General features: G+C 58.5%; 9 protein-coding genes. 4 read left to right on the top strand and 5 right to left on the bottom strand.

Annotated features, from left to right (window positions below; genetic code table 11):
- The first annotated feature begins 56 nt into the window (after window positions 1-56).
- The 3 genes from ACXAG1_RS07575 to ACXAG1_RS07565 are packed head-to-tail and all read left to right on the top strand — an operon-like array spanning window position 57 to window position 3,103.
- A complete protein-coding gene (locus ACXAG1_RS07575; RefSeq protein ID WP_231759670.1) occupies window positions 57-536 on the top strand; it encodes a 2,4'-dihydroxyacetophenone dioxygenase family protein in 480 nt (159 codons plus the stop codon).
- 42 nt (window positions 537-578) lie between these two features.
- A complete protein-coding gene (locus ACXAG1_RS07570; RefSeq protein ID WP_475119407.1) occupies window positions 579-2,204 on the top strand; it encodes a long-chain fatty acid--CoA ligase in 1,626 nt (541 codons plus the stop codon).
- A gap of 56 nt (window positions 2,205-2,260) precedes the next feature.
- A complete protein-coding gene (locus ACXAG1_RS07565) occupies window positions 2,261-3,103 on the top strand; it encodes an SDR family NAD(P)-dependent oxidoreductase (protein ID WP_475119406.1) in 843 nt (280 codons plus the stop codon).
- A gap of 2 nt (window positions 3,104-3,105) precedes the next feature.
- Here ACXAG1_RS07565 and ACXAG1_RS07560 read toward each other — a convergent pair whose 3' ends face one another.
- Window positions 3,106-3,774 (bottom strand): response regulator transcription factor, encoded by a 669-nt coding sequence (locus tag ACXAG1_RS07560; protein WP_475119405.1) that lies wholly within the window; start codon window positions 3,772-3,774, stop codon window positions 3,106-3,108.
- A gap of 282 nt (window positions 3,775-4,056) precedes the next feature.
- Here ACXAG1_RS07560 and ACXAG1_RS07555 point away from each other — a divergent pair, with 282 nt between their 5' ends.
- Complete coding sequence (locus tag ACXAG1_RS07555) at window positions 4,057-9,207, top strand: S8 family serine peptidase (RefSeq protein ID WP_475119404.1); 5,151 nt, start codon at window positions 4,057-4,059, stop codon at window positions 9,205-9,207.
- Between the two features lie 97 nt (window positions 9,208-9,304).
- Here the strand turns inward: ACXAG1_RS07555 and ACXAG1_RS07550 are convergent, their stop codons facing one another.
- The 4 genes from ACXAG1_RS07550 to ACXAG1_RS07535 form a co-directional block, all read right to left on the bottom strand.
- Entirely contained in the window at window positions 9,305-9,922 is a 618-nt protein-coding gene (locus ACXAG1_RS07550; protein WP_231759666.1) for a class GN sortase, read from the bottom strand.
- Between the two features lies 1 nt (window position 9,923).
- Window positions 9,924-12,326 (bottom strand): marine proteobacterial sortase target protein, encoded by a 2,403-nt coding sequence (locus ACXAG1_RS07545; RefSeq protein WP_475119403.1) that lies wholly within the window; start codon window positions 12,324-12,326, stop codon window positions 9,924-9,926.
- A 179-nt stretch (window positions 12,327-12,505) separates the two neighbouring features.
- Entirely contained in the window at window positions 12,506-13,609 is a 1,104-nt protein-coding gene (locus ACXAG1_RS07540; RefSeq protein WP_475119402.1) for a phosphoribosylaminoimidazolesuccinocarboxamide synthase, read from the bottom strand.
- A 129-nt stretch (window positions 13,610-13,738) separates the two neighbouring features.
- Window positions 13,739-14,839: an AI-2E family transporter gene (locus ACXAG1_RS07535; RefSeq protein WP_475119401.1), complete on the bottom strand. Its 1,101-nt coding sequence runs from the start codon at window positions 14,837-14,839 to the stop codon at window positions 13,739-13,741.
- Window positions 14,840-14,859: the final 20 nt, after the last annotated feature.

The raw sequence follows: 14,859 nt of genomic DNA, 5'->3' as shown, positions 1-14,859 counted from the left end.
TCCAGGATGTTACTTATCCGAAACCCTGGACCGCGAACGTATTTTTGGAGAAACCCATGAGCAAAATGTTTTTTGAAACCATCGACACCGCCTGTATCGATCCCAACGATCTGCCCTGGACCCCCTTCACCCCTTACACCGATGAGGTGCACGTAAAACTGTTGCGCGTCGACCCGGTAAAGGGTGAAACCGTCACCATGCTGCGTGCACCGGTGGGCATGCAACTACCCAAGCACCATCACTCCGGCACCGTCCAGCTGTACACCATCGCCGGTGCCTGGAAGTACCTGGAGCACGATTGGGTTGCCAAACCCGGCGACGTGGTATTGGAAACAGCCGGCAGCTCCCACACTCCCGTCGGGGTCGAGGGCTATGGCGATGAAATCATTACCTTCCAGATCACCACCGGTGACCTGTTGTACCTGGATGAAAACGACCAGGTCTGTGCCATTGAAAACTGGAAAAGCGCGATGGATCGCTACCTGGCGTACTGCCATGCCAACGATATTGCACCGAAAGATCTGAGCCACGCCTGAATCAACGGTTAAATCGCCACACAACTCACTTTAGGAGCACTCATGCTTGGCAAAATGATGCAGTGGCCGTTGCTGGTCTCTCGTATTTTTGAATACGCCACACAATTTCATGGCGAGCAGACTATCGTCTCTGTCTGCGCAGGCAAGCCCAATTTCCGCTACAGCTACCGCGAGTTTGGTGAACGGGTTTGCCAGCTGGCCAACGCGCTGACAGCCGCCGGTGTAAAACCCGGTGATCGCGTGGCGACACTGGCCTGGAACGACCACCGCCACCTGGAACTCTACTACGCGATCTCCGGTATCGGTGCCGTCTGCCACACCATCAATCCGCGTCTGTTTCCCGCGCAGATGGAATATATCGTCCATCACGCCGACGACGTCCTGCTGTTTGCCGATCCGGCGTTCGCCGATCTGATTACCCCCATTGCTGGCGGCGCACCGAGCCTGCGGCAATTGATCTGGCTCGGCGATGAAGATCGCCAATCCAGTGAAATCGACACAACCCACTACGAAGCGTTTATCGCCGGCCACAGCAAACAGGTCACCTGGCCGGAGCTGGATGAAAATTCGGCTTCCTCGCTCTGTTACACCTCCGGTACCACGGGCAACCCAAAGGGCGTCCTCTACAGCCATCGTTCCACGGTATTGCACTCCATGGCCGTGACCGGCGCCAATGCGTTGAATATCGGCCTGCACGATGCAGTACTGCCGGTGGTCCCCCTGTTTCACGTCAATGCCTGGGGCATTCCCTACAGCGCACTGTTAAACGGTGCCAAGCTGGTGCTACCCGGCCCGAAACTCGACGGTGAAAGCCTGTACAAATTAATCGCCGAGGAAGAAGTCACGGTCACCGCTGGCGTACCCACCATCTGGCTGGCGCTACAGAACCACCTGCGCGATAACAGCCTGTTTCTGGAATCGCTGAAGCGCATGATCGTCGGCGGCTCCGCGGCACCCCGCTCCATGATCGAGTACTTCGAGGAGCAACAGGGAGTGGAATTTATCCACGCGTGGGGCATGACCGAAATGTCTCCGGTAGGCACCGTCTGCAAGCTGAAGTCCCACCTGTTAGACAGCGACCGCGAAGTGCGCTCCGCAGTGCAAGTCACCCAGGGCCTGCCGGTGTTCGGTGTGGAAATGAAACTGGTGGACGACGACGGCGAAGTCCAACCTCACAATGGTGAAGCCATCGGCGAGGTGTGGGTGCGCGGCCCGTGGATCACCAATGGTTATTACGAAGATGCCGGGGCAGACGAAGACAAGTTCGATCGCGAAGGATTCTTCCGTACCGGTGATGTTGCCAGCTTCAGTAGAGACGGCTACATGCGCATTTGTGATCGTTCCAAAGACGTGATCAAAACCGGTGGCGAGTGGATCAGCTCCATCGACCTGGAAAACGCCGCCATTGGTCACCCGCTGGTAGCAGAAGCCGCGGTGATTGGCGTGCCCTCGGAGAAATGGGCCGAGCGGCCGCTTCTGATAATCGTGCCGCGGGATCCGGAGACGCCACCAACGCTCGCGTCCATGCACGACTTTCTCGGCGACAAGGTGCCCAAGTGGTGGCTGCCGGATGCAATGGAGCTGGTCGAGCAATTGCCACACACCGCCACTGGAAAAATCCAGAAGCGCGACCTGCGCGCGCAGTTCAAGGATTACCAGTTGCCGTGAAACCCACAGGCCTTACGTACAACACCCCATGAAGAGCCATTACGAGAAGTACCGCCATGACGAACAGCAACCTGAAGCACAAGAAAGTCTTGATAACCGGCGGTGCCGCCGGTATCGGTCTGGCGACGGCCGAGGCTTTTGCCCGCCAGGGTGCCCTGATCATATTGGTGGATCTCAGTGAGGCGGCACTGGAAAAGGCGCGTGAAAAAATAGAGTCTCGCGGTGGGCACTGTGTGACGTATCCGTGCGACGTTGCTGACTGGAACAGTGTCCGAAACCTTGCGGGTCATATTCAGCGGGCACAGGGCCCGCTGGATATTCTGATCAACAACGCCGGGATCGCTTACCTCGCCGGTGTCGTAGAGCATCCGCTGGATCAGTGGGAAAAAATACACCGGGTGAACGTCATGGGCGTCGTGCATTTCGTGCAGGCATTTTTGCCGGCAATGAAGCAGGCCGGTGGCCCCCGGCATATTGTCAATATCGCCTCCGTCGCGGCGCTGGCACCGGCCCCCAATATGAGCGCCTACGCAGCCTCAAAAGCCGCGGTGCGCAATTTCACGGAAGTGCTGGCTATGGAGCAGCACGGCAGTGACATTGTGGTGCAATGCGTTTATCCCGGTATCATCAATACCGCTATCGTCAGCGGTATCCATTCGGTGGGCAAAAACATTTCCTCCCGACAGCTGGATAAACTGCAGCAGTACTACCGCGCAACAGGCGCAGACCCCGAGGTGGTGGCTCGGGATATTGTGCGCGGTGTAACCTCCGGGCGCGCGCATATTCATACCGGCCCAATGGCAAGCCTGGCTGGCTGGCTCGGTCGTGTTTCCCCGCGCATATTGCGCAGCGTGTTAATCCGCTCGTCGAAGAAAAGCGGCTACCTGGCGGAAAGTTAGGATCATTTCCCCGCGAGCATATACCCCTTGCCCCATACCGTGCGCACGGTGAGTGACACATCGCTGCGCGCGTCGAGCTTTTTGCGCAGGCGACTCACGCGCCGATCGATGGTGCGGTCCAGTCCGTCATAGGGGCGCCCGAGCGCATGCGTGAACAAATACTCACGTGATAGAGCCCGCTGCGGATGCGCAGCGAGGGTCCACAACAATTCAAATTCACCGGAAGAAAAGGCCACCGGCGTATCTTTTATATAGACACGCCGGTTTCTTCGGTCGATAGTCAGGTTGTTGACCCGTATTGCGCTGGCGACTTTTTCCGGGGGTGCCTGCGGGCGATACCTGCGCAGGACAGCGCCGATTCTGGCCAGTAAAATTCGCAGGTCGACGGGCCTTACAATGAAGTCATCCACCCCCAGTTCAAAAGCGCGCAACTGCGTATTGAGGCCGTCGAAGTCGGACATGGCCAACAGGGGACCGGGATAAACCTGCCGAATCAAACTGACTCGCTCGAAATCGCCCGGCGTATTCACGCTGCTGAGGACAACATCAAAAACCTGGTGCTCAAGGCTGCGGTTGATGTCCTCCCCACGTTCATCGTGCCACACGATAAACCCCCTATCCTGCAGGCAGTCAAAAATCCGCCGCGCAATCCGCTGATTGCTTTCGATCAATAGAATTCGATGAGCGCGCATATCCAAAAACCCGAAAAACTGCGGACTCAAATGCCCACAGCCCCGGATTCTATCCAAACGGTTTACCGATCATTTTTCATTTCACGCCACGAACCAATCATTTCGCGACACAGGTAGTCCCGAAGGCCATATACGCACCAAACGAGACAATTTAGGACAGATAGCACGCAGCGACCGTGATACTCATGTTGACCCCTCCGTGCAGCCCACCAGGGTCACGGAGCTAATAACGATAAGCAACCATGCATCGGGAGTATCACGTTGAAAGTTAAAACCCTCACAACGGTCATCGCCTCTGCGATCTGCGCCAGCAGTGTCGCGGCGGCGGTCGCCAGTCACGCCCCACCGGGGATTCAGCAGATTCGAGCCGCCCAGCTCGACAATCTCGCCCAGCCATCCGCTCAAGAACAGCAGCACAACTCCGTGCTAACGCAACCGCGTCGACCGGGCGGCGTAAACCAGCAGATTCGCCCGGCTTCTGCCGAAGACAAATTTGCCCAGGAACCACCGCGCAGTGGCGAGGATGTGTACATCATTCGCCTGCAGGATCAGCCGGTCGCCACCTACGACGGTCGCGTTAAGGGCTACGCCGCTACCTCCAAGAGCGTGCTGCGCGCCGAAGCGGAGCAGGGCCTGCTCGCGGTACCGCGCGGCCCCCGTGGACTGGAGACCGTCCAGCAGAACCGCGCCGTTGGCTATAAAAATTATCTTATGGACAAGCAGCAGGTGGTGGTACAGGAAGCCCGCGCCCTGGGCGTGAAGCGCGCCCCGCGCCTGCAGTTCACCGACGCCATCAACGGCTTCACCATGGCGATGACCCAGGCGCAGGCGAAGGAAATGGCGAAGCTGCCGCAAGTAGCCTTCGTGCAACGCTCCGATATGCTGCAACTGCACACCGACCGCGGTCCGGAATTTATCGGTGCGGACAAGATCTGGAACGGTGAGACCAGTGCCAGCAGCCTGGAGCAGAAAGGCGAAGGCATGATCGTCGGTATCCTGGATACCGGTATCAACACCGACCACGTTTCCTTCGCTGACGTGGGTGACGACGGCTATGACCACACCAACCCCTGGGGCAGCGGCAATTACGTAGGCGACTGTGCCGCCGGCACATCCACCTGTAACGATAAACTGATCGGCGTGTGGAGCTGGCCGTTTATCACCGACACCTATGAGGGTGTGCGCCCGGCCAGCGGTGAAGACTACAACGGTCATGGCAGCCACACTGCCAGTACCGCCGCCGGTAACGTGGTGCACAATGTCCCCTACCTGGGCGGCACGCCGAGTGTCGGCGACGGCATTCCCACCGGCTTCGAATTCGAACAGGCAGCCGGTGTCGCTCCCCACGCCAACATTATTTCCTACCAGGTCTGCTTCCCGGATCACCGCGGCTGTCCCAGCGAGGTCATGCTGAAGGCAATCGACCAGGCCATCCAGGACGGCGTTGACGTTATCAACTTCTCCATCGGCGGTGGCGATCGCTTCCCCTGGGAAGACGCCACGGCCATGGCCTTCCTGTCCGCGCGTGAAGCGGGTATTTCCGTAGCGGCGTCCGCCGGCAACGCGGGCAAGGGCTTCTACACCCTGTCCCACACCGCACCCTGGTACACCGTCGTGGCCGCGAGCACCACTGACCGCGTGATGGACGTTACCGCCAACAGCATCGAGATGAGTGGCGGCGCCACTACACCCCCGTCTTTCTGGGTCAGCGAGACAGACCCCAAGAGCGACGACATCGCCGGCTTCTCTCAGGGCAGCGTCACCGGCACACCGGTACTCGCCGCGGATTTCGGCGATGAAATGTGCCTGAACGAGTTTGCTGCCGATACCTTTACCAGCGATCAGATCGTGATCTGTAAACGCGGCCAGAACGCCCGCGTCGACAAGGCCTTCAACGTACAGGCTGGCGGCGCCGGCGGTTTTATTCTGTACAACGACTCCTACCCCGGTATGAGCAATGAAGAGACCCAGGTCTACGACGATATCTACCCGCTGCCGGGTCTGCATATCAAAAGCTACCCGGGTACCAAACTGGTCAACTGGGTAAACGATGGTGGCAGTGACCACAGCGTAACCATCACCGGTGGCAGTATTTCCCGCACCCTGGATGAAAGTGCCGGCGACATGCTCGCGGACTTTTCCTCCCGCGGCCCAGCCACCCACTTCACCGGCAGCCTGGCACCGCATATCAGCGCACCCGGTGTGAATATTCTCGCCGCTTACGCCGATGAGCAGCCGTTCACCGGTGGCCTGGCCAAAGACTGGACCATGATCAGTGGCACCTCCATGGCCAGCCCCCATGTGGCCGGTGCTATGACCCTGGTGCGCCAGGCGCATCCGGACTGGACCGCAGCCGAAGTGCAATCCGCTCTGCTGATGACCGCGGCACAGACCGTGCGCGAACCCATCGATGCGTATAACGACCCGCGCCCGGCGCATACCTACCGCGCCGGTAGTGGCCGTATAGACGTGGCCGCCGCCGTCGACGCCGGTCTGGTGATGGACGAAACCGCAGCCAACTTTGAATTCGCCAACCCGAAAAATGGCGGCGATGTAAAACAGTTGAACCTGCCACAACTGGTGGATAACAACTGCCGTCGCAACTGTTCCTGGATACGTACCGTGCGCGCCACCCGCGACGGCAACTGGACCGTGAGCAACGGCGACTGGACCTACGATGTATGGAATTCCGGCGAGGGAGAACGGCCGGTTCAGGGCGCAAAAATCGCGGCCTTCCCGTCGAGCTTCAGCCTGAAAGCGGGCGAGACCCAGACCATCGTATTCCGCGCCGATCTGACCGACGTGCAGTGGGAATGGAACGGCGTACTCGACGTCGAGGATCAGCCGGAAGTGGAAATGTGGAGTGAAGTGCGCTTCGAATCCACCGATAGCAGCATCCCCGATGCCCACTGGCCGGTTTCGATCAATTTCGACCGCGCGGGCCTGCCGAGCATGGTGAATGTCGAAGTGCATCGCGACAACGGCAGCTACCACGTGAAAGATCTGTCTCTGCCGGCGATGAACAGCATCGCCTACCGCGGCTATACCCCGGTAAAAGCCGAGGTCGAGGAAGTTACCCTGCCCCAGGATAACAACCACTACCCCATTTACATGGATGGAGACCACGGGCCGGGCCACACCCGTGTGACCATGCTCGAGGTGCCGGAAAACACGGCACGCCTGGTGGTCGAAGTACTGGAAAATGTCAGCGGACCGGGCTGGAACGAGGCCAAGCGACGCTACCTCGACGGGTGGGCCACCGTGTTCATCGGCCGTGATGCGGACGCTGATGGTGAAGTGGATATTGACACTGAACTGCTGTGCGCCTCGTCTACCCAGATCGAGCTCAACTACTGCAGCATTACCAATCCGGATGCCGGCAGCTACTGGGTAATGGTCGAAAACGTCCGCATGAAGGCAGCAGACAACACCGAGTACGAAGGCTTCGAACTGGTGGACACCTACAAAGTCGCCACTGCCATTGTGCCCGCCGATGCAGGAGGCCTGCAGGTTGAAGGGCCGACCAGCACCGACGGCAGCAAAGCCGTAGGTGTGGATCTGAGCTGGGCCCTGAGCGATCTCAAAGAAGGTGACGTAGCCTATGCAGGCTTCGATATCGGCACCTCCAATGCTCCCGGCAGTGTGGGCTTCGTACCGGTCAAACTGACCCGCGGCGCCGACGATGTCAGCATTACCACCAGCCAGACCCAGGCGATCGGTGGCGACATCATCGATGTCTCGGTGCATGTACTGGAAAACAACTCCGGTATCGACCGCGAGATCGACCTGATCAGCCAGATGCCGGAAGGCCTGACCCTGGTGGAAGGCTCAGTGAAGATCAACAACCCGCGCATGCGCGACAATCTCACCGTGGATGGCGATCTCATCCGCGTGAACGGCGTGCAGGAAAATTCCGGCGACTGGAAACCCGATTACGAAATCACTACCAGTGAAACGGACCAGATGTGTCGCACGCCCAACTACGGTGGCGCCAGCAACGGTGGCTTTATTGGCCTGTTCCAGAACTACGGTTTCATTCCGGAGATTGGTGGTAATGCCACCGACTTTGTGAACCCGGAATTCCAGATTCAGCTGAGCCGCTTCTGGGGCGAGAACGCGAGTATCAACCTGTTTAACAACAAGGAATACCGCTCCTATCCCTCGCTGGTAGTGTCACCCCAGGGCTACGTCGCGCTGGAAGCTCAGTACGATAGTGCTGCGCATATCGCGCACTGGGAATTCCCCTACTACTCCGCACCCTATACGCCTTTTGTCGGGGCATTCTGGAGAGGTACGGTAAATTCCCAGAGCTGGTTCGGTGCCAACGTCGATGCACTCGGCACACCGCTGAATCAGGTAGCCAATAAAACCGAAGGTTCCGGTATCGCACTGGCCTGGGCCCAGGACCCGGAAAATAATATCAACGATATTATTATCGAGTGGGTCAACGCCCGTACCCAGAACCTCGATATCGGCTGGTCTGGGGGTACCCTGAACAGCGAGAAGTCTGACCGTTACAACTTCAACCTGATCGTGCACGAAGGCTACCGCTACGGCGAGGGTGAATACGAATTTACCATGGCCTACGGTGACCTGGATTTTGCCGGCGAGCCCGGTGGTGGTTCTATCGGCCTGCACGGCCACTACGGCCCGCTGGATGTTCAGGGCTATCCGTTCTACTTCAAGCAGGAAGTCGGCAAGAGCTTTGCCCACAACGACCTGGACAGCAGACTGAAGAAAGATCTCGTGGTCTGCTACGACTACGTAGGTCCGGAATCCACCCAGTTTGACCTGAGCTTCCAGGTGCGTGTGGCGGAAACTGCGGCCGGGCAGGATCTGGAGCTGGCCTTCGTCAGTGATATCGACGGTATGGCCCAGGAAGTGAAGAGCCAGATCATCGTGGTACCGAGCAACCTGACTCTGGTAGAGATCGCCGACCAGACCACTGCGGAAAACACCCCGGTGGAAATTGAAGTGATCTATATCGATAAGGACCAGGCGCCAAACCTGATCTCCGTGAGCGGCGAACACATTTCCGCGACGGTTTCCGGTCACGCATCCGGCTCCGTGATTACCATCACCCCGGAAAGCAACTGGTATGGTGAGACCGAAGTGACGGTAACCGTTGCCGACGAGCAGGTACCTGCCGACAAGTCGAGCCAGTCGTTCATGATGACGGTGGCGTCCGACGGTGAAGAGCCGGGGTGTACCGATATTGAAGCGGACAACTACGACGAAAATGCCAATGTCGACGACGGCAGCTGCACCTATCCGGAACCGGAGCCTCAGCCGGAACCAGAACCTAAGCCAGAAGAACCCAAGAAGAAACGGAAAGGCGGTTCCGCCGGTACTTTCCTGCTTGGACTTCTTGCCATACTCGGACTGGTTCGTCGTTTTCGTGTGATTCGCTAATCCTTTGGGTAGTGCACCAACAGAACTGAGCTGAATTCATTCGGTTCAGATCGATCAAGCCCCGGCGCTTCCGCCGGGGCTTTTTTTGTGTGTATTTTTACAGATGTACGGTCGACGTCTGCCCCCTGGGTTCCGGCTCTACATATTCAGCGTGCACCAGATAGCGCAAAGGCCCACCAGCGCGCATCGCGTTAAACGGATAACAGGTCACTAGCAGCAGGTCCGGCGCGGCAACGATGGGCAAACGTTCTTTTTCGCTATCAACCACTTTTGTCCCATTGACTCGGAAGCTGTGCCAGCGTCCGCTTTGATCCTGAAGTTGAATCACATGGCCCGGCTGCAACTTATCGAGATTTTTGAAGTGGGTATCCCGGTGCGCCGCAACCACGGTCGTGCGCGGTGCTAATAACTTCCCGGGTTCGCCCGCACCATCCAGCATACCCGGGCCAAACGCCAGCGCCTGTCCACTGGTACCGCGCAATACCATCAGCGGTTTATCCTCTCCCATTTTTATTTGTGCCACCGGCCATGTATCCGCCCAGGGCCAAGGCTTATGGATTTCGCCACTGGCCAGCTGTCGGTGCCAGGCATCGCTGATCAGATACTGGGCCAGTTCGGCTTTGGCCAGAATCCAGCCGCCGCTACCCAGTTGCCAGATACCCGCGCCCATCAGAATAACCGGCAGCCAGTGTTTCAGAATCCGCAGCGCCATCATCTCAAACCTCCACCGGGCGGGCATTGCCGGTGCGTACAGGCGCTTCGCGGTATTTCAGTGCAGCAACCGTCAGGCGTCGCGCCAGAAACTGATCGAGACGGGTGCGACAACGACGCTCATCCGGCATGCACCGACGCAGTATGCGGCGAGCAGCGCGCACCACTTGTGCGCGAACACGCAGCGCACCGCCCAATCCCAGTAGCAGCAGTGCCGTCAGCAGTTGACTGTAAACGCCTGTCGCCGTTGAGGGATAGGTCATACGCTGCAGCACCTGTCCCTGCGCTACGGCGTTAGGCACACCATGAGACTTCAAGCGCTCTGAAGCCGGACGCACTGGCGTTTCCTCCACCGCAACAAAGCTGGTGTAAGGGCTGGCAAGTTGATAGGCCAGTGCGAGGCCAATAATTTCCTGCTTGATCGGGTCTTCGGCCTTTTCGCCCTCGCGTGTTGACGACGTCAGCGGGCCACGCTGTTGCTGCTCATCACGCAGCGCACCAATTTTCGCGCGCGCCCACAGGCTGCCAATTTCACGTCCGCCGTTATCGACCGCCAATTGGCCCAGAGCAATGGTCCGGGAAAATCGCTTCCCCGCCAGGCGGCCGCTAACCACGACTTCACCACTGGAAGGATTACCCAGTTGCTGGCCCTCAGCCCGTGCCACCAGCCGCACCGGTTCGCCGCGATACAGGTCCGGCAGCTGCTTTGGATAGGTTTCTACCTTGATGCCCTGAGGCCATTCCACCTGGAGATCGGTGACCAGTGGATTTTCCAGCTTTTCAAACAGCTGGCCCATTTTGGTCTGCACTTCACCGAGATCGCCAATCTGCACAAAACTGCCGCGGCCAAACTCCGCAGCCTTGGTCATAAAGAAACTGTTGGGCGCGGAACCTATGCCTACGGTAAACAGGCGCACCTGACCAAGTCGCTGGCGCACGATTTCAAACAGCGCGCGCTCATTGCCTACCGCGCCATCGGTAATAAAAATGACCTGCCGCACCAGCTCGCCGGCCTGTTCGTCCAGCTGTTGGGAAAGTGCTTCCTTCAATGCCGGGGCCATTTCCGTACCGCCGGTGGCTTCGAGGGATTCCACCCAGTCCCGCGCGCGCTGAATATTGTCCGAGGTTGCGCTGACCGGACGCGGATAAAAAGAGCGGTGGCGACTGTTGAATTCAATCACGTTGAAGCGATCCGCAGCGTCCAGCCGGGACAGTGCCAACAACAGACTCTCCTTTGCCTGCCGAATGGAAACGCCGCTCATGGAACCTGAGGTGTCCACCACATAGACCACCTCACGCGGCAGCTTTTGTGTGGCCGCAGACTGGTGTGGAGGCAGCAGCAACAACTGGAGATATTGCGCGGAAGCATCGGCAGACTGCTCCGCAAAAACTGCCGCGGATGGCATGGCGGATGTTTGCGGCCGCCAATGCAGGGCAAAGTCCCGATCCATGGGAACGGAACCCTCTTTCAGTTCGATTTGATACTGGTGGTCACTCTGGCGATGAAAATTGATTTCATGATAGGGGCTGAAAATATCCGCCAGAGGCAATCCCATACCGAGATCGATGGCAATGGACATCTGGTGGCTGCCGCGCGCTTGCAGCTCGGGCATGGGCACCATGGTGGGGGAAATCCGATCCGCATCAGGGACCTGATCAGTGGGCAGCGACCAGCCGTGCGCATTTAATGCTACATCCTGTTGCGAGGCCATGGGCGTACCGGGCATATAGCGCGGGGTCAGTGTACTGGGCAGGCGCAGGCTGAACTGGCCGCTGTCAAAGCGCAGTGTTTGCAGGTAGCGGATTTCCACCGCTACCTTTTCACCCGGTGCAATATTCGCAACCCGGCTGGTGAACAGATTGGGCCGCTGCTGCTCCAGAAGTGCGGCGCGTTTGCCCTCCGCCTTCGCCTGCCGGTAGACCTTTTTCGCGGCTTCCCGCTCCCGTACCTTGCCCACAATGCGGCGCTCGCCGACGACGATTTCCATTCCGTTGACCGCGGCATTTTCCGGCAGCGGCAACACGTACACCGCCTCCTGCCAGTCGTTGCTGGTATTGGAAAAGGACTGCTGGATATGCACCTCGGCCACCAGCCCACGCACGCGAATATCCACTTCGGTACCCAGGTGAATCGCCGGCACATACTGACCCGGCACATCGCCAGAAAACAGAAGGTCACCGCTGCCGGCATCGTCCAGCGTTATCGGTTCGTATTCTGTATTCACGCCCTCTGCTGCCTTGGCTCCGTTGGCTCCGAGCGCCGCGAGCAACACCGCAAGTGCGGTAACCACCAGCAACATCCAGCTGCCGGTGCGATTTTTGCGGTAGCGGCGCCGGTAGTATTCATCGGTGGGGAGTATCAGCAGATCGCGCTCGATGCGTGGCGCGTGGAAAAACGGTCGGTTCACGGGAGCCTCCAGATTGGTTGATGGAGGCATTAAACACAGGCAATCGGGCAGAGCCCGGGGTGAAATCGGGCGTATCGCGGGTCAAATATGGCAAATTATGGCGGGGTGTATTTTAGGGCCGTATAAAAATAAAAAACCGGCGCAAAGGCCGGTTTCAAAATGACGAGTAGTAACGGGCTTCAGTCGATCAAGCCGTATTCGTCGCGCAATACCTGAACGATCTCTGCCTTTGGGTTGTCGGAAATCACCAGCTTTTCGCCAATGATTTTCTCGGCGATACCCACGTAGGTATTGGAGACTTCCATCAGCATGGATTCCGGCAGCTCGTTATCCCGGGCGAGTGCACTGCGCTCGTCCATGCGATCCTTGTTCAGCAGGATATCCGGATCCGGGAAGTGATTCAGCAGGGCCTGGCGGAAGCCCTCTTTGGAGTTTTCCACAACCTTGCCGCTGCGGTACTCGGCGCCGTCCCAGATACGGGAGGAATCCGGCGTACCCACCTCGTCCATATAGATCAGCTTCTCGTTGCCTTCGGCATCGGTCACATAGCCAAACTCGAACTTGGTGTCGACGAAAACCTGATCCAGCTTTTCCAGCGCCGAGGAGATCACATCGAAACCTTCTTTCAACAGCGTCTCGTAACGATCGATGTCACCGGCGCTGTTGAAATTGAATGCGGCAAAGTTTTCTTCAATGTTGCTGCGAGTGATGTTCACATCGTCCGCTTCCGGCACACCGGGAATATCCTTGAGAATGCCTTTGGTGGACGGGGTGATCAATAGCTCGGGGAGCTTCTGGTCTTTCTGCAGTCCATCGGGCAGCTGTATGCCACAGATTTCCCGCTCGCCCTTGCTGTAGGCGCGCCACATGGAGCCGGTGATGTACTGGCGGGCGATGGCTTCGATCATCACCGGGCGGGCTTTCTGCACGATCCATACCGCCGGGTGCGGGATATCCAGAATATGGCTGTCCGCCAGGCCCTGCTCCTTGAACAGCTTGAACCAGTGATTGGCCACCGCATTCAGTGCCGCGCCCTTGCCGGGCACACCGCGCAGGCCGTTCTCGCCCTTCCAGATACAGTCGAACGCAGACATGCGATCGGAAATCACCATCACCGCCAGGGGCGCATCCGCCGCTACCGGGTAGCCTTTCTGTTTGATCAGGCGCGCGCTGTCGGCTTCGGTCAGCCAGTACACCGAGCGGACCTTGCCGCTGTGCACGGGCTTGTCGGTGCGGATGGGGAGGTCGTTATTCACCGCCAGGACTTTGTCAGCAAGGCTCATGGACTTTCCTATGCCGTTAAACGGATATAGACAGATAGTAGATAAAAGCCCCGCGAAAGCGGGGCCGGAGATTCAGGCGCGGGATTCTAGCAAACCGCGGATTCTTGAAACAGTAACGAACACACCGGTTCAGGGCTCTTCAGAACCGGTCATTGCCGCTTCCCGCGCCCACTCCTTCTGGTGCTCACTGGTGGGCCAGGCGTTGAGAATAGCCTTGGCCAGGGTTGCCAGGGGGATGGCAAAGAAAACGCCCCAGAAGCCCCAGATACCGCCAAATACCAGTACCGCGAGGATAATCGCCACCGGGTGCAGGTTGACCGCCTCGGAAAACAGGATAGGCACCAGCACATTGCCGTCCAGCAGCTGGATAATGCCGTAGGCAAACATCAGCCAGAAAAACTCGCTGCTCCAGCCCCACTGGAACAGGCCGATGGCCGCCACCGGGATGGTGACCACCGCCGCGCCGATATAGGGAATCAGCACCGAAAGTCCCACTGCCACCGCCAGCAACAGGGCGTAATTCACACCCAGCAACAGGAAGGCCACATAGCTCACCACCGTCACGATGGCGATCTCGATCACCTTGCCGCGCACGTAGTTGGCCACCTGGTCGTTCATTTCGTACCAGATCTGGCGCAGCATCGGGCGTTGATGGGGCAGAAAGGAGGCACACCAGCGCAGCAGCTTGTTGGAGTCCTTGAGGAAAAAGAACACCAGGATAGGCACTACCACCAGATAGATCAGCACCGCCGCCAGTACCGGGATATTCGCCAGGGAAAAGGTCAGCACCGTCTGGCCAAAATTGCCCAGTTCACTACCAATGGTGCTGAAGATCTCGTCGATCTGCTGGGCGGTAACCAGGCGCGGGTACTGTTCCGGCAGCAGGATCAGCAGGTCCTGGCCACTGGCAATCATATTCGGGAGTTCGGCGAACAGGCGCGCGGTCTGACGCCAGATGATCGGCATCACCACAAACAACAGGCCGACAATGGTCCCCACCAGCACCAGACAGGCAATGGTCACCGACAGCCAGTGCGGGACCTTCCACGACTCCAGCCGCTGCACCATGCCCTGCATCAGGAAGGCAATCACCAGTGCTGCGAGCACCGGCGCCAGCACGCCACCAAGCGTGGCGAGGACGATCATGGCGGCCAGCAACAGCAGTACCAGCAGCACAACCTCTTCCTGACCGAAATAGCGATTTACCCACCCCTTAACAATCGCATACATAAAAGCTGTTCTCTCGAGAC

The organism is Microbulbifer sp. ABE4_465, assembly GCF_056160765.1.
The sequence above is the reverse complement of the archived record's forward strand: the minus strand, read 5'-3'. Positions and strand labels throughout refer to the sequence as shown.